Source organism: Sphingomonas paucimobilis NBRC 13935 (genome assembly GCF_000739895.2).
Classification (GTDB): Bacteria; Pseudomonadota; Alphaproteobacteria; order Sphingomonadales; family Sphingomonadaceae; genus Sphingomonas; species Sphingomonas paucimobilis.
This window is the reverse complement of sequence record NZ_BBJS01000014.1, coordinates 1-22312: the sequence shown is the minus strand read 5'-3', so window position 1 is coordinate 22312 and position 22312 is coordinate 1. Positions and strand designations below refer to the sequence as shown.

The 22312-nt window shown below is 64.2% G+C and carries 18 protein-coding genes; 10 read left to right on the top strand and 8 right to left on the bottom strand.

The window, feature by feature from the left end:
• Positions 1-63 precede the first annotated feature (63 nt).
• Positions 64-1374 carry an MFS transporter gene (locus SP6_RS04730; protein ID WP_007403503.1) on the top strand — a complete coding sequence of 437 codons (1311 nt, stop codon included), beginning with the start codon at positions 64-66 and terminating at the stop codon, positions 1372-1374.
• 18 nt (positions 1375-1392) lie between these two features.
• Here the strand turns inward: SP6_RS04730 and SP6_RS21210 are convergent, their stop codons facing one another.
• From SP6_RS21210 to SP6_RS04720, 3 genes are all read right to left on the bottom strand, one after another.
• A complete protein-coding gene (locus tag SP6_RS21210; RefSeq protein WP_007403246.1) occupies positions 1393-1560 on the bottom strand; it encodes a hypothetical protein in 168 nt (55 codons plus the stop codon).
• Between the two features lie 130 nt (positions 1561-1690).
• A complete protein-coding gene (locus tag SP6_RS04725) occupies positions 1691-3034 on the bottom strand; it encodes a sigma-54-dependent transcriptional regulator (RefSeq protein WP_007403287.1) in 1344 nt (447 codons plus the stop codon).
• Positions 3031-4821, bottom strand: a complete 1791-nt coding sequence (locus tag SP6_RS04720) for a sensor histidine kinase (RefSeq protein ID WP_042468682.1) — start codon at positions 4819-4821, stop codon at positions 3031-3033. The genes SP6_RS04725 and SP6_RS04720 overlap by 4 nt, the downstream gene beginning before the upstream one ends.
• Positions 4822-5027: 206 nt before the next feature.
• Here SP6_RS04720 and SP6_RS04715 point away from each other — a divergent pair, with 206 nt between their 5' ends.
• The 4 genes from SP6_RS04715 (at position 5028) to SP6_RS04705 (ending at position 9275) form a co-directional block, all read left to right on the top strand.
• Positions 5028-6350 (top strand): dicarboxylate/amino acid:cation symporter, encoded by a 1323-nt coding sequence (locus SP6_RS04715; protein WP_007403546.1) that lies wholly within the window; start codon positions 5028-5030, stop codon positions 6348-6350.
• A gap of 109 nt (positions 6351-6459) precedes the next feature.
• Positions 6460-6816, top strand: a complete 357-nt coding sequence (locus SP6_RS21440; protein WP_232253980.1) for a hypothetical protein — start codon at positions 6460-6462, stop codon at positions 6814-6816.
• Positions 6817-6825: 9 nt separating this feature from the next.
• The gene (locus SP6_RS04710) at positions 6826-7947 is read left to right on the top strand and encodes an alginate export family protein (protein WP_369397419.1); all 1122 of its coding nucleotides are present in this window, start codon (positions 6826-6828) and stop codon (positions 7945-7947) included.
• A gap of 35 nt (positions 7948-7982) precedes the next feature.
• The gene (locus tag SP6_RS04705) at positions 7983-9275 is read left to right on the top strand and encodes an MFS transporter (protein ID WP_007403371.1); all 1293 of its coding nucleotides are present in this window, start codon (positions 7983-7985) and stop codon (positions 9273-9275) included.
• A gap of 3 nt (positions 9276-9278) precedes the next feature.
• On the opposite strand, the gene mtnP is transcribed toward SP6_RS04705, so the two are convergent.
• From mtnP to SP6_RS04685, 4 genes are all read right to left on the bottom strand, one after another.
• Positions 9279-10166, bottom strand: coding sequence for an S-methyl-5'-thioadenosine phosphorylase (mtnP, locus tag SP6_RS04700; RefSeq protein WP_007403206.1), 888 nt, complete (start codon positions 10164-10166; stop codon positions 9279-9281).
• A 114-nt stretch (positions 10167-10280) separates the two neighbouring features.
• The gene (locus SP6_RS04695) at positions 10281-11741 is read right to left on the bottom strand and encodes an efflux transporter outer membrane subunit (RefSeq protein WP_007403302.1); all 1461 of its coding nucleotides are present in this window, start codon (positions 11739-11741) and stop codon (positions 10281-10283) included.
• Positions 11734-14961 (bottom strand): multidrug efflux RND transporter permease subunit, encoded by a 3228-nt coding sequence (locus tag SP6_RS04690; RefSeq protein WP_007403231.1) that lies wholly within the window; start codon positions 14959-14961, stop codon positions 11734-11736. The genes SP6_RS04695 and SP6_RS04690 overlap by 8 nt, the downstream gene beginning before the upstream one ends.
• Positions 14962-14980: 19 nt before the next feature.
• Entirely contained in the window at positions 14981-16189 is a 1209-nt protein-coding gene (locus SP6_RS04685; protein WP_007403209.1) for an efflux RND transporter periplasmic adaptor subunit, read from the bottom strand.
• Positions 16190-16318: 129 nt separating this feature from the next.
• Here SP6_RS04685 and SP6_RS04680 point away from each other — a divergent pair, with 129 nt between their 5' ends.
• The 4 genes from SP6_RS04680 to SP6_RS04665 are packed head-to-tail and all read left to right on the top strand — an operon-like array spanning position 16319 to position 20706.
• On the top strand, positions 16319-16957 hold the full coding sequence (locus tag SP6_RS04680; protein WP_042468616.1) for a TetR/AcrR family transcriptional regulator: 639 nt from the start codon (positions 16319-16321) through the stop codon (positions 16955-16957).
• Between the two features lie 37 nt (positions 16958-16994).
• Positions 16995-18110 (top strand): glycoside hydrolase family 130 protein, encoded by a 1116-nt coding sequence (locus SP6_RS04675; protein ID WP_037567687.1) that lies wholly within the window; start codon positions 16995-16997, stop codon positions 18108-18110.
• Positions 18107-19702, top strand: a complete 1596-nt coding sequence (locus SP6_RS04670; protein WP_007403618.1) for an alpha-amylase family glycosyl hydrolase — start codon at positions 18107-18109, stop codon at positions 19700-19702. Before SP6_RS04675 ends, SP6_RS04670 begins: the two co-directional genes overlap by 4 nt.
• Positions 19699-20706 (top strand): glycosyltransferase family 4 protein, encoded by a 1008-nt coding sequence (locus SP6_RS04665; RefSeq protein ID WP_007403339.1) that lies wholly within the window; start codon positions 19699-19701, stop codon positions 20704-20706. Before SP6_RS04670 ends, SP6_RS04665 begins: the two co-directional genes overlap by 4 nt.
• Here the strand turns inward: SP6_RS04665 and SP6_RS04660 are convergent.
• Complete coding sequence (locus tag SP6_RS04660; RefSeq protein WP_007403439.1) at positions 20685-21155, bottom strand: MarR family winged helix-turn-helix transcriptional regulator; 471 nt, start codon at positions 21153-21155, stop codon at positions 20685-20687. The two genes, SP6_RS04665 and SP6_RS04660, sit on opposite strands and share 22 nt — an antisense overlap.
• Before the next feature lie 63 nt (positions 21156-21218).
• Here SP6_RS04660 and hppD point away from each other — a divergent pair, with 63 nt between their 5' ends.
• A complete protein-coding gene (gene hppD, locus SP6_RS04655) occupies positions 21219-22280 on the top strand; it encodes a 4-hydroxyphenylpyruvate dioxygenase (protein WP_007403220.1) in 1062 nt (353 codons plus the stop codon).
• The last annotated feature ends 32 nt before the right edge of the window (positions 22281-22312 follow it).

Here is a 22312-nt window from a genome sequence, read left to right as displayed (position 1 = left end):
CGATGGGCCATCGCATAGTTATGTTGCCGTCATCCTGTTGCCACGATCGGGCCATTTTTCGTCATGCTCAATGCCCTCGGGCTTCTCAAGCGGCGCCGCTTCCTGCCGCTGTTCACCACCCAGTTCCTCGGCGCTTTCAACGACAATCTGTTCAAGACGTCGATGGTGTTGTTCGCCACCTACACGATCTTCACCGATCCGGTCTCCGAGTCCTATTTTAACGCCGCCGCGACCGGCGCGGCCATCCTGCCCTTCGTCTTCCTGTCGGCGCTGTCGGGCCAATTGGCGGACAGTCATGACAAGGCGCGGATCATCCGCATCGTCAAGACGGTGGAGATCGGCATCATGCTGGTCGGCGCGCTCGGCCTGATGATCGCCAAGATGGGCTATACGACGATCGGCCTCGCATTGATGCTGGGTACGGTACTGGCGCTAGGCGTCCACTCGACCTTTTTCGGCCCGATCAAATACGCGATCCTGCCCCAGCATCTGGAGCCCGGCGACGTACTGGGCGGTACCGGTCTGGTCGAGGCGGGAACCTATCTGGCGATCCTGCTCGGCACGGTGGCCGCGGGGTGGATACCGGTCGAGGCCGCGGCGATCGGCGTGCTCGTCGTCGCCGGCCTGGGCTGGTTCAGCGGGCGCATGGTGCCCCCCGCCCCGCGCGAAGGGCCGCCGCTCAAGCTCAATTACAACCCGTTCACCGCGTCCTGGCGGTTGATCGCGGCGACGCTCCACATCCGCCGGCTGTTCCTGGCGATCATCGCGATCAGCTTCTTCTGGACGATCGGCTCGGTCCTCATCATCGTCTTTCCGCCGCTGGTGAAGAATGTGCTGACCGCGGACAAGGAGGTGGCGAGCCTGGCCATCGCCATCTTCTCCGTCGGCGTCGCGATCGGATCGGTGGTGATCAATACCATGCTGAAGGGCGAGATTTCGGCACGCTACTCCCCCATCTCGGTCATCGCCATGGGGGCGTTCGTGGTGCTGTTCTCGTTCCTCTGCCGCAACTGGACGCCGGCACCCGCCGGTACGCTCTATAGCTGGCAGAGCTTCCTGGCCGAGCCGCGTGCGATCGGCATCTTGGCGACGCTGCTCGCCATTGCGACGACGGGGGGCATGTTCGTCGTGCCGCTCTATGCCTTTCTGACCACGACCGTGGAGAAGGATCAGACCGCGCGGACCGTGGCCGCGAACAATATCGTCAACTGCTTCGCCATGACGATCGGATCCGTCTGCGTCTTCGGGATCAGCGCCATGGGCGTGACGCCCGAGGACATGCTCTTCGTCGTCGCGGGCATGTGCCTGGTCTCCGCCTGGCTGGCGCTACGGCTTCACCGGGCGTGTGCCGATGGCTGCCCCAACGTCGCGTGAACCGGCGCTCGGTCGGGATCAGAGCAGAAAGCTGTAGATGCTGATAAAGAAAGCGGTGAAGCTCAGGACGAACAGGCGCAAATCCTGATCATCGTCGCGCCGGCTCCGGGCTGGCGGGGGCGGTGGCAGGCTGCGTCGAAAAGGATGACGGGCTGCTTCGTTGGTCAGGACAAGGCGGCGTCTCATGGCGAACCTCTTAACGCGCCGTTAACTTCTTCGCCGCTGAGCAATTCCCAGACCCTGTCCCCCCTGCCCCGATAAGAGACAGCGAGGTTTTGGAACCTCCGCTAGTGATATGTAGACATGGCCCGATGCGTCAGGCGCGATTGGGGCGATAGGCATTCAGATCGATGCCGTGCCGGGCGACCTTGTCGTAAAAGGTCTTACGCGGAATGGCGAGGATGGCGAGCGCCGCGCGGACATCGCCGGCCACCTCCTCCAGGACAGCGCGGATCGTCGCCCCCTCGAACCGTTCGACGCGCTCGGGCAGTGATAGCGAATCCCCCGCCTCCTGCCCCTCGCTCGCCAATCCGCCCACCAGCCCCAGGGCGACACGGTTGGCATAGTTGCGCACCTCCCGGACATTGCCCGGCCAGTCATGCGACAAAAGCCGCGCCTGGACGCCGCCATCGATCATCGGCACCGGTCGGCCGAAGCGTTCGGCCGCCTCGCGCAGGAAATGCGCGAAGAGCAGCGGGACATCGGCACGCCGCTCACGCAAGGGCGGGACGCGCAGACGCACGGCATCGAGCCGGTAAAGGAGATCGGCGCGGAACCGCCCCTCCTCCACCGCGCGCGCCAGATCGGACTTGGCGGCCGCGACGATCCGCAGGTCGAGCAGTTGCGGATCCTCCGACCCGATCGCCCGCACCTCACGCTCCTCGACGACGCGCAGCATCCGGCCCTGCAGCGCCGGCGCCATGCTGTCGACCTCGTCGAGAAACAGGGTGCCACGGTTGGCCGCGGCGATGCGGCCCGTCGTCCGGCCATGAGCATGGCCGAACAACTCATCCTCGGCGATCGCCTCGGGCAGCGCGGCGCAGTCGACCGCGATGAAGGGGCGTGTCCGCCGTGCGCTCCAACGGTGAAGAAGCAGTGCGACCAGTTCCTTGCCGGTGCCCGTCTCGCCCTCGACCAGCACATCGACATCGGCCTGTGCCACCTGCCGCACCGTCTCGCGAAGCCGCATCATGACCGGGGTTTCGCCGATCAGCGGATAGGCGCCCTGCGCTTCCTCCGCCGCCGTCCGCAGTCGGCGATTGTCGAGGACCAGCCGCCGCATCTCCAGTGCACGGCCCGCGCTCGCGATCAGATGATCGGCGGCAAAGGGCTTGGCGACGAAATCGAACACGCCCTGTTTCAGCGCCGCGACCGCCATCGGCACATCGCCATGCCCGGTCATCAGGATGACGGGAATTTCGGCATCGATCGCCGCCACCCGGCGGGCCAGTTCGATGCCGTCGATCCCCGGCATACGAATGTCCGACACGACCATTCCCGGAAAGTCCGGCGTAATCGCTGCAAGTGCGGCCAGCGGATCACCATGCGCCTCGACATCGATCCCCGCCAGCTCGAAGGACTGGGCCAGCGCCTGGCGCAGCACCGTGTCGTCATCGACCAGCAAGACCCGCAGGCCGCCATTCGCATCGCCCTCGCTCATGCCCGGCGCAACCGGATAATGAAGCCCGCCCCGCCCAGCGAGGAAGGAATGGTATCCAACATGCCGCCAAACTCCCGCATGATATCCCTGGCAATGCCCAACCCCAGCCCCAGACCATCGGGCTTGCCGGTGACGAAGGGGGTGAAGATCTCCGGCGCGATCTCGGGATCGAGGCCGGGGCCGTTATCCTCGACGGTCAGTTCCACGCTGTCCTGCTCCTCGCGAACGCTCATCCGCACGCGTGGGTTGGGACGGTCCGCCACCGCATCCAGCGCGTTCTGGAGAAGGTTGACCAGCACCTGCTCCAGGCGGACACGGCCCGCGATCACCACGGGCAATGGCTCGTCCGTCGGCCGTTCCAGCACGACGCCCGCGCTGCGAAACCGATCGCCGATCAGCAACATGGTGCCATCGAGCACCGCATCCAGCGCCACCGGCCCGATACCATGCGTGCCCCGCCGGACGAAGCGCCGCATCTCCTGAACGATCGAGCTGATCCGCTCGGTCAGGTCGACGATGGTGGCGAGATTGCCCGCCGCCTTGTCGGGTGCGGCCCGGCTCAAAAAGGTCCGGGCATTCTCCGCCAGCGTACGGATCGCCGCCACCGGCTGGTTGATCTCATGGGCGACGCCGGCGGTGATCGAGCCCAGCGACCCCAGCCGATTGGCTTGCGCCAATTCCTCGCGCGCGGCGCGAAAGCGTTGGTCGGCGCGGATACGCTCCGCGATCTCGATCGTCAGCCGGTCATTGGTCGCGCGAAGCTCGGCGGTCCGCCTGGCGACTTCTGCCTCCAAAGCCTCGCGCGCCTCTGCCACGCGTTCGGCGCGGGTGCGCCGCCAGATGCCGATCAACGCCAGCGCCAGAAGCCCCGCACCGATCAGCGCGGTAACCGATCGAACCCAGCTATCTGCCGCGCGGAAGGCGGAGCGGGAGGGCAACAGGTGGATCAATCGCCAGCCCGGCAACGGCACCGCCACCCGCGCGACGACATGGCGATTGCCCTCGCGATCGATCGCCCAGCCGCCCGGCACCAAGCGATAGGGCGCAGGCCGCAAGCGAACGCCGCCGAACTGCTGCGCATCGTCGATCTCGCCCCGAGCGCCGCGTGTCAGTGGCTTCATCGTCGTGAACAGCGCACCCGGATCAGAGGTCACGACGACCACGCCATGATCGTCGGTCAACAGGCTCTGCCCCGGATCACTTGCCCAGGCCTGGGCGATCCGTCCGAACTCCACCTTCACGACGATCACGCCATCGGGGGCATCGGCGGGACCGATCCGACGGGCAAGGAACAGGCCGGCGCGGTGGCTGGTATTGCCCAACGCGAAATATTCCGACGTCCCGTGCGCCAGTGCCTGGCGGAAATAGGGCCGGAAATTGTAGTTGCGGCCGACAAAGCTGTCCGGTTGCCCCGCATTGGAGGCGGAGACGGTTCGCCCCTGCCGATCGATCGCATAGATGACCGGAGCGCCCGTCCGCTCGGCCAAGCCGCGCAGCTTCTCGTTCAGCCGCTCCGCCGCCCGGCGCGATCCATTGCGCAACGCATTGCCCAGGTCGGGATATTCGACCAGCACGATGGGCAGCAGCCGGAAACGCTGAAGCTCGCTGTTGAGGAGCCGCTCCTGCTGCCGCGCGATCCGGGTGGCATCGGCGCGCAGATCGGCCACTGCCTGACGATGGGCATAGACCCGCAACATCAAAGCCGCCGCCAGCGTCAGCAACAGCACACCCACCAGCGGAATCGCATGACGCCGATAAAGGCGGATCAGGGCAATGAGGCGTGCCATATGTGCGGAATATCGCAAGCGTGGCATCAACACCATGCGGAATTTCGCCCGACAGATGTGAAAGGGAGATTATTTATCGTTATTTATCAAGGTTTTATATCGCGAAGGCCATCACTTTGAATTCGCAGGCGCAATCCCGCACACTCTCGGCAACCCGGAGCGCGGCCCACCGCGTCCGTTCCTTTTTGTAGAGGATGATGAAAGCCGTGATCGCCCAAGATTATGCCGTCGCCGAAGCGCCCAAGCGCGCTCGGGTCTGGTCGCATCTCTATGTACAGGTATTGGTCGCGATCGCACTGGGCGCGATCATCGGCCATTTCTGGCCGTCCTTCGGCGAATCGCTCAAGCCCATCGGCGATGCCTTCATCAAATTGGTGAAGATGATCATCGCTCCCGTCATCTTCCTGACGGTCGTCACCGGCATCGCCGGGATGCGCGAACTGGGTTCGGTCGGCCGCGTGGCCGGCAAGGCCTTTTTCTACTTCATTACCGTGTCGAGCTTCGCTCTGGTCGTCGGCCTGATCGTCGCCAACGTCGTTCAGCCGGGCGCGGGGATGAACATCGACCCGGCCTCGTTGAATGCGGGCTCGATCGCGGAATATACCGCCAAGGCGCATGACACGACCGTCACCGGCTTCCTGCTGGGCATCATTCCCGACACGCTGGTCAGCGCCTTCACCCAGGGCAACATCCTGCAGGTCCTGATGGTCGCCATTTTGTTCGGCATCTCGATGGCGCTGGTTGGCGAACCGGCCCGCCCGCTGCTGAACAGCCTGGAACGGATCAGCATTGTCGTCTTCCGGATGGTCGGCATCCTGATGCGTGCCGCCCCGATCGGGGCCTTTGGTGCCATCGCCTTCACCATCGGCAAATACGGCGTCGGCAGCCTCGTCAATCTCGGTGCCCTGGTCGCGACCTTCTACTTCACCTCGATCCTGTTCGTCGTCGTCGTGCTCGGCACCATCGCCCGTGCCAATGGCTTCTCGGTCCTGAAGCTGATCCGTTATCTGAAGGCCGAATTGCTACTGGTGCTCGGCACCTCCTCGTCCGAAGCCGCACTGCCCAGCCTGCTTCAGAAGATGGAAAAGGCCGGTTGCGAGAAGTCGGTGGTCGGCCTGGTCGTCCCCACCGGTTATTCGTTCAATCTGGACGGCACCAACATCTACATGACGCTGGCCGCGCTGTTCATCGCCCAGGCCTGCGGCGTCGATCTTTCGCTGGGTCAGCAACTGGCGCTCCTGCTCGTCGCCATGCTGAGCTCGAAAGGTGCGGCGGGTGTCACCGGGGCCGGCTTCATCACCCTGGCCGCCACCCTGTCGATCGTGCCGGACGTGCCCGTGGCAGGCATGGCGCTGATCCTCGGCATCGACCGCTTCATGTCGGAGTGCCGCAGCCTGACCAACTTCATCGGCAACGCGGTGGCCACAGTGGTCGTCGCCCGCTGGGAGGGAGCACTGGACAAGGACGCGCTGGACGCGGCCTTGAACAACAAGTCGGTATTGCCGGCCGCACAGCCGGCCATCGCCTGACCTGCGCGGAAAAGTCCCGCCGCGCGAACCGGCCGGACTTTTCCTTAACGTTGCAACGCTAGTGCAGCCGATGTGACGACAGACCGGTACGATTGAGGGGACTATTATCATGAAATTCGTTTGGCTCGTCGGCTCCGCCGCCATCCTGGCGGCGGGTCTGGCCCCAAGCATCGCCAGCGCGCAGGCCGTCACGCCCAAGGCGGCCGCCGAGCCGGCCAGCCCGGCCAGCACCGCCTATCCCACCTCAGCCGCCGGCGACGGCAATACGGTCAATGGCTACAACCAGTCGCGTTGGGCCGAAGACTGGAGCAAGCTGTGCGATCCCGCCAAGCGGGACGATTTCATCGATGCGCTGAAATGCGTGAAGCTGACCGAGGACGGCAAGTCCTATGTCACCTTTTCAGGGGAGCTGCGCACTCGCGTCAACCTGACCACCAACCCCAATCTGCGCGAAGTCCAGCAGTAGCGTCAGGACATCGCCCGTATCGTCGGTGGCGCCGATGTTCATCTGGGCGACCATTTCCGGGTATTCGGCGAACTGGGCCGCGCGGAGTTGCAGGGCATCAACCTGGGCACGCCCGGCGGCAATCTGCGCAACCAATTGGCGGTGCAGCAGCTTTTTGCGGAGGTGAAGGGCAAGGCACTGGGCCTCGACGTCGGCGTGCGCGCGGGTCGCCAGGAGTTCTTCGACGGGCCGCAGCTCCTGACCGTCGGGCGTGACAACAATACATTGTACTTCGTCCTCGACGGCGTGCGTGCCTATGCGCGCGGTAAGAATGCGCGGGTGGACGTCTTCGACCTGAATTATGTCAATTATGGTTTCGGGGGGATCAGCGACGACAAGACCAATCCGGATGTGCGCTTCTCGGGCGCGACCTTCGGCTTTCGTCTTTCACCCAAGCTGTTCGGCGGGTCCAAGCTGTACCTCGATCCCTTCATCTGGCGGCTGCGCAATCGCCGGGGATCATGGGGTGGCGTGACAGATCTCGAGGAACGTTATTTCCTCGGTCTGCATAGCTATGGTGATATCGGTCCGATCAATCTCGACTGGACCGTCAATCACCAGCGCGGCACCTTTGGCAACCGTCCGATCTCGGCCTGGCAGGCATTCGTGGCGCAGACCTACAAGTTGGGCAAGGCGTCCGATGCGCCACGCGTCGGCGTCCACTTCGACTATGGATCGGGCGGCGGCTCTTATAACCGCACGGGCGCCTTGAATACGACCAATGGCCTGTTCGGGAACAACATCTATTACAGCTACGGCCTGTTCCTGACGCCGACCAACCTGCTGTACGCCGCGCCGAACTTCACCTTCACGCCGCTGAAGGGCGTGCGGTTAGCCGCGGAATATGGCTTTGCCTGGCGCCCCGACGAGTTCGATGCCGTCTATCGCGCCAGCGGCGCGCCCTGGGCCGGCACGCAGAATGTCCGCGGCAAGAAGGTGGCCGAGGTCGCCCGCCTGCAGGCGGTGTGGACCATTACGCCGCGTCTTTCGTTTACCGGCCGTTACGAACATTTCCAGGCGGACACCGTCTTGAAGCGTGCGAATTTGAAGAGCTCGGATTTCTGGGCCGGCTGGCTCAGCTTCCGCTTCTAAACGCCACACATCAGAAACGACCAAGGGGAGTAGATATGTCAGCCACCATCGCCGATCCCGGACGGCACCGCCTGAAATCCATCATCGGCGGATCGACCGGCAATCTCGTCGAATGGTTCGACTGGTATGTCTACTCCGCCTTCACCCTCTACTTCGCGCCACACTTCTTCCCCTCGGAGAACCGCACCGCCCAGTTGCTGAGCGCGGCGGCGGTGTTCGCGGTCGGCTTCATCATGCGACCGATCGGCGCCTGGATCATGGGCATCTATGCCGATCGCAAGGGGCGCAAGGCGGGGCTTACCCTGTCGGTGACGCTGATGTGCATGGGCTCGCTGATTATCGCGGCGACGCCCAGCTATTCCACCATCGGCCTGGCGGCGCCGGCGCTGCTGGTGATCGCGCGCCTGATGCAGGGCCTGTCGGTCGGGGGCGAATATGGCGCCAGCGCGACCTATCTCTCCGAGATGGCGGGCAAGGATCGCCGCGGCTTCTTCTCGTCCTTCCAATATGTCACGCTGATCTCCGGACAGCTTCTCGCCATCTGCGTCCTCTTGATCCTTCAGGCGACCATGACCGAGGCGGCGCTGGACGAATGGGGCTGGCGCATCCCCTTCGCGCTGGGCGCGGTGCTCGCCATCGTCGTCTTCTACATCCGGCGTGGCCTGGCCGAGACGCAGAGCTTCGAGAACACCAAGAAGGATGGCGCGCCCCAGTCGGGGCTGGTCCAGCTCTTCACCAAACATCCGCGCGAGACGCTGACGGTCATGCTGCTGACCGCCGGCGGCACCCTCGCCTTCTATGCCTATTCGATCTACATGCAGAAATTCCTGGTGAACACGAGCGGCTTCAGCCGTGAGGTCGCCAGCCAGATCAACGCCGTCACCCTGTTCATCTTCATGCTGCTTCAGCCGGTCGCGGGCGGATTGTCCGACCGGATCGGGCGCAAGCCGCTGATGGTCGCGTTCGGCATTGCGGGCGTGCTGTTCACCTATCCGATCTTCTCGACGCTGGAGACGACGCGCGATCCGTTGGTGGCGGGCGCATTGGTGATGGTCGCCCTGATCATCGTCACCGGCTACACCTCGATCAACGCGGTGGTGAAGGCCGAGCTGTTCCCCGCGCATATCCGCGCGCTGGGCGTCGCCCTGCCCTATGCGCTGGCCAATACCATCTTCGGCGGCACGGCGGAGTCGGTCGCGCTGCTGTTCAAGCGGTCTGGCTTCGAACAGGGCTTCTATTGGTACGTCACGGCGATGATCGGTATCTCGCTGATCGTGTATCTGCGGATGCGCGACACCCGCAAGAACAGTCAGATCATCGAGGACTGATCCTCAACCACCCCGTCCGGCAAGCACCCGCGACACGATCGGGCCGAGGCTTTCCGCCTTGGCCCGATCCACATGCGAGATATGGGTGATCAGCGCCTGATCCAGCACCGTGTCGATCGGCGAGGGCGTGCGCTGGGGCGGCAGCAGGGCGGCAAGCTGGGTCACGAGTTCCCGCGCGGTCGCCGCGTTGGCGCTGAGTTGGGCGAGCACCGCATCGACCTCGACATGCGCCTCGTCCTCGCGCCAGCAGTCATAGTCGGTGACCATGCCGATCAGCGCATAGGGAAGCTCCGCCTCACGCGCGAGCTTGGCCTCGGGCATGGCGGTCATGCCGATGACGTCGGCGCCCCATTGGCGATAGAGATAGCTTTCGGCGCGTGTCGAGAATTGCGGCCCCTCCATCGCCAGATAGGTCCCCCCACGCGCCACCGACGCCCCCGCCCGCTCCGCCGCCTCGGCCGCGAAGACCGACAAGCGGGGACATACCGGATCGGCCATCGAGACATGGGCGACGAGGCCGGCACCGAAGAAGCTGGTATCCCGGTGCACGGTCCGGTCGATGAACTGATCAACCGCGACGAAGCGGCCGGGCGGCAGTTCCTCGCGCAAGGATCCGATCGCGGAGATGGCGAGCACGTCGGTGCAGCCGGCGAGCTTCAACGCATGGATATTGGCCCGGGCATTGACCTCGGTCGGCGACAAGCGATGGCCCCGTCCGTGACGTGGCAGGAAGACGAAGTTCGTCGCCCCGATCCGCCCGCGCACCAACGTATCCGATGGCGCACCCCAGGGGGTGTCGATCACCAGTCGTTCGACATCCTCCAACGCGTCGATCGCATAGAGCCCCGATCCGCCGATGATCCCGATCGTCCACTGGCTTGGCTGCGTCATATATCGTCCCCCATTGGTCCAGCGGCGCTACGCCGAAAGCCCCTATTGTCAAAGGGGCGCGGCGAATATCTCCGCCGCGCCCCTCGCGCCCTGCGTACCGGCCGGGGAGTGGGGTCAACCGGCCGCCGGCGTCCCGCCTGTCTCACGCAGCCCACCACCCAGCGCGACGTAGAGGGTCACGTCGTTCTGAAGCGCGGAGCTGCGCAAGGTCAGCAATTGCTGCTCGGCGGAAAACAGATTCCGCTCGGCATCCAGCACCTCTAGGTAGATGGAGATGCCGTTATTGTAGCGCAGCCGCGCCGTACGGGCGAGGCGCCGCTGCGCCTCCACCGCGCGCGTCTGCGCCTCGATCTGCTCGGCGAAGCGACGCCGCGCGACCAGCGCATCGGCCACTTCGCGGAACGCGCCCTGCACCGTCCGCTGATAGGCGGCGGTCAGTTCGTCGGCTTGCGCCCGGCTCAGCCGAAGCTGCGCGTTGCGACGTCCCCAGTCGAAGATCGGCAGCAATGCGGCACCCTGCACCTGATATTGCTGCGAATTGCCATCGATCAGGTTCCTGAGGGCCGGCGAGACGAAACCCGCCAGACCGGTCAGCGAGATGCTGGGCAGGAAGGCCGCGCGCGCCGCGCCGATATTGGCATTGGCCGCCAGCAATTGCTGCTCCGCCTGAAGCACGTCCGGCCGGTTCACCAGCAGGGCCGAAGGCAGGCCCGGTTCGATCGCGGCGAACTGGTTCTGATCGCCGAGGCGACGCCCGGCCGGCAGCGGCCCCGTGATGGGACCGCCGACAAGGACCGTCAGCAGATTTTGCGACTGCGCCACGGTGCGGCGGAGCTCGGCCAACTGGGTCTCCGCCTGGGTCAACAGCGCCGCCGCCTGATCGTAATCGACGCTGGAGGTGACGCCGGCATCCATCCGCCGCTTGGCGATGCCCAGCCCCTCGCGGCGGCTGGCAACGGTCCGCTCGGCAAGCGCGATTTGCTCCTCGGCGGCGCGGATCTGGAGATAGGTCGCGGCGACCTGCCCGACCAGCGACAGGCGGAAGGCGCGCTCCGCCTCGACCGTCGCCAGATATTGCCGCCGTTGCGCCTCGGCCAGATTGCGCACGCGGCCCCAGAAATCGAGCTCGAAGCTCGATACCCGGGCGCCCAGCGCGAACTGGTTATAGGTGATCGAGGTTGGGTTCTGCGCGTCGCCACCACCGGGAAGCGCATTGCCAAAACCGAGCGAATTGAGGGGAATCCGCGTCCGCGAAGCGCTGGCCGACAGGTCAAGCGGCGGAAGGCGCTGCGCATCCTGGATGCGATATTGCGCCCGCGCCTGGGCGACGCGCGCCACCGCCTGCGCCAGATCGCGGTTATTCGCCAAGGCGGCCGCGATATAGGCCTTGAGCTGTTCGTCCGCGAAAAACTCCCGCCATCCGATCTCGGCCGCCGTCCGCGTTCCCGCGCCCGCCTCGGGATAGGTGGCGGACACGGGGGCGACCGGCTGGCGATATTGCGGCGCCAGATTGCAGGCGGTCAGTGCGCTGGTCAGCGCCAGCGTGGCGGCCGCACGGGAAAAGCCCTTATGCATGGGCCGGGCCCTCCTCATGGCCATTTGGGTTGTGGGCGTCGCGCGCTTCACGCTCACGTGCCTCCTCCTCGGCATCCTCGGCTTCATGGTCGTGCTCACGCGCCAGCCACTTCTTCGCCGCGATGTAGAAGACCGGCGTGAAGAAGATGCCGAACGCCGTGGCAGCGATCATGCCGCCCATCACGCCCGTACCCACCGCACGACGGCTCGCCGCACCCGCGCCACTGGCGATGAACAGCGGCACCATGCCCAGGATGAAGGCCAGGCTGGTCATCAGGATCGGGCGCAGACGCTGCCGCGCCGCCTCCACCGTCGCCTCGAAGGGCGTGCGGCCGGCCTGCTGGTCCTCGATGGCAAATTCGACGATCAGGATCGCGTTCTTCGCCGCGAGACCAATGATGGTGATCAACCCGACGTTGAAATATACGTCCGCCGAGAAGCCGCGTAGAATGGTCAGCAGCACCGCGCCGAGCACACCGAACGGCACCACCAGCAACACCGCCAGCGGGATCGCCCAGCTTTCATAGAGCGCGGCCAGCAGCAGGAAGACGACGATCAGCGACAGGCCGAGCAGCAACCCGATCTGGCCACCGGCCTGCTTTTCCTCGAAGGCGGTGCCGGTCCACTCGAAGCTCATGCCCGGGGGCAGGACTTCGCGTGCGATCTGCTCCATCGCGTTGAGCGCGGTCCCGGTCGACTGGCCGGGCGCAGCCATGCCGGAGACGGTCAGCGACGGATAGCCGTTATACCGCTCCAACTGCTGCGGACCATTCTGCCAACGCACCTTCGTGAAGGCCGAGAAGGGCACCATATTGCCCTGCTGATTGCGGACACGCAGCGCCAGCACGTCGTCGGGCGACATGCGCTGCGGCGCATCGGCCTGCAGATAGACGCGCAGCACATTGCCTTCGCGAACGAAGTCATTGGCATAGGCCGAACCGAAAGCGATCGACAGTGTCTGGTTGACGTCGGCGATCTGGAGACCGAGTGCCCGTGCCTGGATGCGGTCTATATCCACATAGAGCTGCGGCGCCGGCCCCAGACCTTCCGGACGAACCCCCATTAGCGCCTTGTTCTGCGACGCCTTGGCGAGAATGGCACCCTGTGCCTGCTGCAACGCCGCCTCACCCAGGCCCGAGCGATCCTCGATCTTCATCGAGAAGCCGGTCGCGTTGCCCAGCGCCTGGATCGGCGGCGGGTCGAGCGCGAAGATGGTCGCTTCCGGGATCGACTGGACGAAGCCCATGGTCTTGCCGACCAGCGTCGTCGAGTTGTTCTCGGTCCCCTTGCGATCCTCCCACGGCTTCAGGTTGACGAAGGAGATGCCCGCCGCCTGCCCCTGGCCGAAGAAATTGAAGCCAGCGACCGAGACGATGTCCGACACCTGCGGCTGGGCATGGAGGAACTTCTCCACCTTGGTGATCGCCTCGCCCGTCCGCTCCAGCGTGGCGCCGGGCGCCGCGTCATAGGACACGAAGATATAGCCCTGATCCTCGGTCGGCAGGAAACCACCGGGCACGCGGGTGAACAACAGGCCCGTCATGACGACGACCACGGCGAACACCGCCAGCCAGCGCACCGGGCGCGACATCATCGTCTTGACGCCGCCGGTATACTTCTCCGTGCCCCGGCCGAACTTGTCGTTGAACCAGTTGAAGAAGCGGCGCGGCAGGCCCCGCACGCCCGGCTTGGGCTCGGGACGATCCTCAAGATGCGCATCCTCCTGCTTCAGCAGCGTCGCGCACAGCGCCGGCGTCAGCGTCAGCGCGAGCAGCGCCGAGAAGAAGATCGAGACGGCCAGCGTCACCGAGAATTGGCGGTAAATGCCGCCCGTCGAGCCCGGGAAGAAGGCCATCGGAATGAACACCGCGACCAGCACCAGCGTGATGCCGATGATCGCGCCGGTGATCTGCCCCATCGCCTTTACGGTCGCGCGGCGGGGGCTCAGCCCCTCTTCGGACATGATGCGCTCGACATTCTCGACGACGACGATCGCGTCGTCGACCAGGATGCCGATCGCCACCACCATGCCGAACAGCGACAGCGTGTTGATCGAGAAGCCGAAGGCCAACAGGCCGATACAGGCGCCCCCCAGTGCGATCGGCACGACGATCGCGGGGATCAGCGTGGCGCGCCAGTTCTGAAGGAAGAGAAACATCACGAGGAAGACGAGGATCATCGCCTCGACGAGCGTGTGGATGACGCTGTCGACCGACGCCGTGATGAACGGCGTGGTGGTGAAGGGGACGCTCCACGTCACATCGGCGGGGAAGCTGGACTGCAGCGCCTTCATCCGCGCCGATACCGCCTCCGCCGTCGCCAGCGCGTTGGCTCCGCTCGCCAACTGGACGGCGAGACCCACCGTCTCCTTGCCGTTCAGCGTCAGACGGAATCCATAATTGTCCTTGCCCAGTTCCACCCGCGCGACATCGCCCAGCCGGATCGCCGATCCATCCGGATTGGCGCGGATGATGATCTGGCGGAACTGCTCGGGCGTGGCGAAGCGGTTCTGGGTGATGATCTGCGCGGTGAACTCTGCCGTACGGTTCAGCGGCTGCGCACCGATCGAGCCGCCCGCCGTCTGACTATTCTGCTCCTGAACCGCCGCCAGCGCTTCCGAGGCGGACAGATTGTAGCCGGCAAGCTTCTGCGGATCGAGCCAGATGCGCATCGCATAGGGCGAACCGAAGAGCTGAACGTCGCCGACGCCATCGATACGACGAAGCTCATTGCGGATATTGTTCTCGGCGAAGTTACCCATCTCGACGGGGCTGGTCTTGCCGGTTTTCGAGCTGAGCGTGATGACTTCGAGGAAGCCCGCCGAGCCCTCGGTCACCTGAATGCCGAGCGCACGGACCTCCTGCGGCAGGCGCGGTTCGGCACGGCTTAGGCGATCCTGGACCTGGGTCCGTGCGACGTCCAGATTGGTGCCAGGCTTGAAGGTGACGGTGATCTGCGCCGTGCCGTTCGAGCGGCTGGTCGACGCCATGTAGAGGAAATTGTCGACGCCGTTCAGTTCCTTCTCGATGACCGCGGTCACCGAACGGTCCATCACTTCGGCATCGGCGCCGTTATAGCTGATCGCCAGATTGAGCGAGGGCGGCGCGACCGAGGGATAGCTTTCGATCGGCAGCAGGCGGAGCGCGATCACGCCGAATAGAGCGATGAAGAGCGCAATCACCCAGGCGAAGACCGGGTGATAGACGAAGAAGCGGTTCATGTGATGCGTTCCCCGGCGATCAGCGACCAGCGGCGGGCTGGCCGCCCGCTTGGCCCTGTGCCCGTTGCCCATTGGCGGGTGCGTCCGGCCGGCCGCCGGCCTGATCGGCGCCTTGGACGCGGACCTTCTGGCCCGGCTGAACCTTCTGCCAGCCCTCGGTCACCACCTTTTCGCCGGGCTTGAGGCCCGAGAGGACCACCCAGTTGCTGCCCACCTGGCCGCCCAGGGTAATCGGCCGTGCCTGGATCGTGCCCGATCCGTCGACCACCATCACCGAGGCGGCCTGGTTGCTTAGCTGCACCGCGCGCTGCGGCACCGAAATCCCGTCGCGGATCGTCCCGGCCGTCACATGCGCACGCACGAACTGGCCGGGCAGCAACATGCGGTTCGGGTTCGGGAAGCGAGCCCGCAACTGCTGGCTGCCGGTCGTGGGATCGACGGTCTGGCCGGCAAAGTCGATCTGCCCCGCCGGCCCATATTCGGTCCCGTCCTCCAGCGTCAGGCGAACCGTGATCTGCGACAAATTGGGCAGCGCCAACCCGCCGGAACGGGCCTGGCTGATCAGTTCGCTCAGCGCCGCGTTGGACTGAGTGAAGACCGCATAGATGGGCGACATCTGGTCGACCTGGGTCAGCGGAGTCGCCTGGGTCGCGCTGACCAGCGCGCCTTCGGTCACCTGCGCACGGCCGACCCGGCCGGCGATCGGCGCCCGGACGATGGTGTAGCTGAGCTGCAACTGCGCACGCGACAAGGCGGCGCGCGCATCGGCAACGCTCGCATCCGCCTGACGCAGCGTGGCCTGCGCCGCATCGAACTCCTGCGCGCTGACCGCGCGTTCGGACACCAGCGGCTGATAACGGCGGACGATCGACGCCGCATTGACCCGCGCCGCCTCGGCCCGGGCCAGCGCCGCCTGTGCCTGCTGCACCTGCGCGCGGTAATCCCGCTGGTCGATGCGGAACAGCGGCTGTCCCTCGGCCACGTCGGTGCCTTCGCGATACAAGCGCGCCTCGACGATACCATCGGTCCGCGCCCGCACCTCGGCCGTGCGAATCGCCTCGATTCGGCCGGGCAGCTCGATGATGTTCGGCACCGCGGTGGATTGGACGGTGATTGCCGTCACCAGCGGTGGCGGGGGCGCAGCCTGTTGCTGCTGATCGCCTTGACCGCACGCCGCCAATGCAAGCGCCATCGCAAGCGACGACCCAGGAACGAAAAATTTGGCCACGCCGAGAAACTCCCTGAACCACATGACGTTTAAGTCATCAGCATTTCGTCTAGCTCGCACCTGCAAAAAAGCAACGACTAAGTCCAATTAAATTTGACGTCCTGCCTTACACGCCGCAAAAGGGCCTCCATGGCGACCACCACCATCAAGAGAAGCGCAGGGCGCCCCACGCGGGAGCAGGCGCAGCATATCGACGACATCATCCTATCGGGCGCGCGCGAAGCCTTTTGCCGACGCGGCATCGAAGGCACTTCGATGGAAGAACTCGCGCTATCTGTTGGGGTTAGCAAGCATACTATCTATCGGCGCTATACCGGCAAGATGGCCCTGCTGGACGCGGTCGTCACGCGCGACCTGGACCGGCTGCGTCAGGCGATGGATGAGGATGGCACAGGCCACAGCCCGTTGGATCGCCTGCGCTTCGCCGCACGGCGTTTTTTTCTTTTTTGCGTAGAGCCGGACTCCGTTCGTTTCATGGCATTCATGACATCCGAGTCTGTATTTTCCGAAGAATTGCGCGAACGATTCGCAACGTGGGACCGGGTGTTGTGCGATCCGATCGTCGCCTGTGTTCGCGAAGCGCAGGAGGCCGGGGAATTGCGGGGCGACGAACCGGCGCAGAGCCTGTTCAACCTGTTGGCCGATATGCTCGACGGTCCCAGCCGGCGGTTGCAGTTCGACTTGCCCGACCCCTTTGGCGGCCTGGATGCCGACAGTTTCTTCGAGCATCGCTGGTCCGTCTTCTTGAAGGTCGCCACCGCACGATGAGGCGGAACGGGACGCAAGAGCAGACGTTGGCGTGGCGATGTCCGACGACCACCTGATCTTCTGCCCCGATGATGTCGATCTGTCCCGGTCGCCGCTTCGCCGGGGCATTGCCCAACCCACCTTCGTTTTGGGGGCCTTCAATCCCGGCATGACGCAATTGCCGAACGGCAATCTGCTATTGATAGTCCGCATTGCCGAGGCCCTGTCCGAGCCGATCGACGGCGGCCATGTCCGTGCGATCCGTTGGGATCGCGGAAGCTATACACTGGACCGCTATCCCGTCGATCAGGTCGACATGACCGATCCCCGGCAATTCGCGATCCGGGGCGCGGCGCACCGCATTCTGGCCCTGACCTCCCTGTCATGGTTGCTGCCGGTCGAACTGTCGCCCGACGGTAGCGCCATTGTCGCGGTCCATTATGATAAGGCGATCGAGCCGGCCGCCACCTGGCAGGATTATGGCGTCGAGGATGCCCGGATCAGCCGGATCGGCGACCGCTGGTATATGACCACCTGCTCGGTCTCGGCCGAGCGCCACTCGACCACATTGCATATATCCGACAACGGCCTCGATTATCGGCTGGCAGGGATCATTCTCGACCATCAGAACAAGGATATGCTGTTCTTCGAAGGGCTGGTCGGCGGGCGCTTCATGGCGCTGACCCGCCCCCTGGGTGAAGTCTATTTCGCCTATCCGGACGACAGCCCCTTTATCGGCGGCCCATCGATCAATTTTGCCACCTCACCCGACGGGCTGCATTGGAAGCCCCTCGAAGCGCCGGGCATCCGCGCCCGCAAGGCTTCGAAGTCGGCGATGAAGGTCGGTGGCGGCACACCCCCGATTTTGACCGATCAGGGCTGGCTGACCCTGTATCACGGCGTCGAGCGTCGCGAGTCCGTCGGCATTTATCGCAGCTTCTGGGCGCTGTTCGATGCCGATGACCCGACCAAGATCATCCGGATCGAAGACGAGCATCCCCTGCTGGAGGCCGATCCGTCGCTGACCGCGCCGATCGCCCATCAGATGTATCTGCCGACACCGGTGGTCTTCTCCACCGGCATCGTCGACCTTGGCGATCATTATCTGATCGCCAGTGGCGAAGCCGATCTGGCGTGCCGGATGACCCGCTTGCCCAAGGATCGCGTCCGATGAGCGCCGTGCCCTGGTGGCAATCGGCCGTGCTCTATCAGATCTATCCCTGGTCGTTTCAGGACAGCGATGGCGACGGCATCGGCGACCTTCGCGGGATCGAAGCGAGGCTCGACTATCTGGTCGATCTGGGCGTGGATGCGATCTGGTTATCCCCGATATTTCCGTCACCTATGGCGGATTTCGGTTATGACGTGGCGGATTATTGCGGGATCGATCCACGCTTCGGAACGCTGGCCGATTTCGGCTCGCTTCTGGCCTCTGCCCATACGCGCGGCCTGAAAGTCCTGCTCGATTTCGTTCCCAACCATAGCTCGGACCAGCATCCCTGGTTTATCGAGAGCCGCTCGTCCCGTGAGAATTCCAAGCGCGATTGGTATATCTGGCGCGACCCGGCCCCCGATGGTGGCCCGCCCAATAATTGGATCAGCGACTTTGGTGGCCCGGCCTGGACCTATGACGCGCCCAGCGGCCAATATTATTACCATGCCTTCCTGAAGGAACAGCCCGATCTCAACTGGCGCAACCCCGAGGTGCGTGCCGCCATGCTCGACGTGCTGCGCTTCTGGTTCGCGCGTGGCGTGGATGGGTTTCGGATCGACGTCCTGTGGCACATCGTCAAGCACGCCGAATTTCCCGACAATCCGATCAACCCCGATTGGGACCCCACCACCGGGGAGATGAATCGGGTGTTTCAGCATCACTCGACCGATCAGCCCGAAGTGCATGACATCACCGCCGATATGCGCGCCATCGCGGATGCCTTTGGTCGTGAAGGGGATGAGCGGGTTCTGATCGGCGAGATCTACCTGCCGGTCGAACGGCTGATGCGCTATTATGGCCTTGAGGGCGAAGGGGTGCACCTGCCCTTCAACTTCCAGTTGATCGACGCCCCATGGCAGGCGCGCAGCCTGGCGCGGATGATTGCCGAATATGAAGCGGCCTTGCCCCCCGGCGGCTGGCCCAATTGGGTATTGGGCAACCATGACCGACCGCGTAGCGCGACCAAGCGAGGCGCGGCCCAAGCCCGTGTCGCGGCGATGCTACTGCTGACGCTCCGCGGCACGCCGACGCTTTATTATGGCGACGAACTGGGATTGGAAAATGGGGTCATTCCTCTCGACCGGGTCCGTGATCCACGCGAATTGCGGGAGCCGGGTTTGGGCTTGGGACGCGATCCCGTCCGCACGCCGATGCCATGGGACGATAGCCCACAGGCCGGCTTTACCCAAGGTGAGCCCTGGCTGCCTTTGGGGGCCGGTTGGGAACATCAAAACGTTGCCGCCGAGCGCGACGATCCCGCCTCGATACTTTCGCTTCATCGCCAATTGCTGGCGCTGAGGCGTGCGACCCCCGCCTTGGCCACTGGCTACATAAAGCTGCTTGAGGTGGAGGGTGACGTATTGGCTTATGAGCGTGAACAGGATGGCGAGCGCTTCGTCGTTGCACTGAATCTGAGCCACGCTCCTGCCATGGTCGACCTGCCGGTGGCGCGACCTCTCCTTTCCACCCTGCCGGGGCCATTGGCTGACACCGCTCCTTCCATCCTGCGTCCCGATGAGGGGCTGATCCTGAAAGTCGACGCCGCCGCATGAAGATCGCGATGATTGCCCCGATCGCGTGGCGGACCCCGCCCCGCGCCTATGGCCCCTGGGAGTTGGTCACCAGCCTGCTGACCGAAGCGTTGGTGGCACGCGGCGTCGATGTCACCCTGTTCGCAACGCAGGACAGCATCACCAATGCCACGCTGGCCGGTCCGGTGCCGGCCGCCTATTCGGAAGACCCATCGGTCGATGCCAAGGTCTGGGAGATGCGGCATCTCGCCACCGTCTTCGAACGTGCCGGCGAATTCGATCTGATCCATAACCAGGCAGATTTTCCGGCCCACGCCTTTTCCCGGCTGGTCGATACGCCGATGGTGACGACCATCCACGGCTTTTCGTCGGAACGGATCATGCCGATGTACGAACCCTATCAGGATCGGGTTCATTATGTGGCGATCTCCGATGCCGACCGCCATCCGCGTCTTCGCTATGCGGCCACGATCCATCACGGCATCCCGATCGAACAATTTCCTTTTGATTCAGAAGGTCATGATAATCTCCTCTTTTTTGGTCGCATCCATCCCGACAAAGGTGCGGCCGAGGCCATCACGGCCGCGCAGGCCAGCGGACGGCGGCTGATCATGGCCGGGATCGTCCAGGACCAGGGTTATTGGGAGCGAGAGGTCGCGCCCTATGTCGATGGCGATCGCATCGTCTATCGCGGCCCTGTCGGTGGTGCGGAACGGACGGCGACGCTGGGTCGGGCCCGCGCCTTGCTCCACCTCATCAATTTCGACGAACCTTTCGGCCTGTCGGTGGTCGAGGCGATGGCATGCGGCACCCCCGTCATCGCGATCCGGCGGGGATCGATGGCGGAGCTGATCGACGACGGCGTCACCGGCTTTCTGGTCGACAATGTGGATGAGGCCATAGCGGCGATAGAGCGTATCGGCGAAATCGACCGTGCCGCCTGTCGCAAAGCCGCCGCAACCCGCTTCTCCGTCGATCGGATGGCCGACGAGTATTTCGCGCTTTATCGCTCGATCTTGGGCTGATCGCGGAGCGACAGCGCAACGGCATCGATCCGGCGGAGCATCGCGACAAAGGCCTCCAGCTCCTCCGGCTTGAAACCCTCGAACAATTGTTCTTCCAGTTCTAATGCCTTGGGAGACACATCTGCGTATAATTCTCGGCCAGCTTCGGTCAGGACAAGCAGATGGGAGCGCCGGTCGCCCTCATGCGCCGTGCGCGCCATCAGCCCGCGGCCGACCATGGCGATCGCCGCGCGGGAGACCGTGACCTTATCCATCCGGCTTCGCTCGCACGCCGCCGATTGGGCGACCGCCCCCTCCTCCGCGACGATCGCGATCAGCCGCCACTCCGGAATCGTAAGCCCGAAAAGCTTTTGATAGGCGCTGGCGATATGGTCGCTAACCAAATTCGAGGTAATCGACAGACGGTAGGGAAGGAAGGCATCAAGCCGCAATTCGCGAGATCGTAACATTTGACACCAATTCTCCGGTCTGCGATTTAGTCACCAACGTTACTGGATCAGGAGTTGGACGTCATGGCAACCACCCCGAACAATCCGCTGGGCCTGGACGGCTTCGCCTTTTGCGAGTTCACCACCCCCGAACCCGATATGCTAGCCCGACAGTTCGACGCGATGGGCTTCGTCCCCACCCATCGTCATCCCGAGAAAGCCATCACCCGTTACAAGCAGGGGCGTATCACGCTGCTCCTGAATGCCGAGGCCGAAGGCCAAGCTGCCGATTTCCGTGCCGAGCACGGCCCATCGGCCAGCGGCATGGGCTTTTACGTCGCCGACCCGGCGGAGGCGTTCGATCACGCGGTCATGGGCGGCGCGAGCCCCGTCGATGCGACGCGCGGTTGCCTGACACCCGATGCCAAGGCCATCGAAGGGATTGGCGGCAGTTATCTCTATCTCGTCAAGGCGGGCGGCGACCTTTTTGCCGACTGGAACGAGGTCCAAGGCTGGCAGCAGGCCGAGGCCGAGAATAATGTCGGGCTCGATCTGCTCGACCACCTCACGCACAATGTCCGTCGCGGCGAGATGCGGACCTGGTCGGGCTTCTATTCCAAGCTGTTCGGCTTCGAGGAGCAGAAGTATTTCGACATCAAGGGCAAGGCGACCGGCCTGTTCAGCCAGGCGATGATCGCCCCCGATAAGGCGATCCGCATCCCCCTTAACGAGAGCCAGGACGAGAAGAGCCAGATCGAGGAATTCATTCGCGAATATAATGGCGAAGGCATCCAGCACCTCGCACTGACCACCGAAAATATTTACGAGACGGTCGAAAAGCTGCGCGCGCGCGGCGTGCGGTTGCAGGATACGATCGAGACCTATTACGAACTGGTCGACAAGCGCGTGCCGGGCCATGGCGAGGATCTGGATCGGTTGAAGCGCAACCGTATCCTGATCGACGGCAATGTCGGCGAAGAGGGCATCCTGCTCCAGATCTTCACCGAGAATATGGTCGGCCCGATCTTCTTCGAGATCATCCAGCGCAAGGGCAATGAAGGCTTTGGCAACGGCAATTTCCAAGCCCTGTTCGAAAGCATCGAGCTGGATCAAATCCGACGCGGCGTGATCACGGTCGACGCCTGATCGACACGTTCGGTCGGAAGCTATTCCTCCCC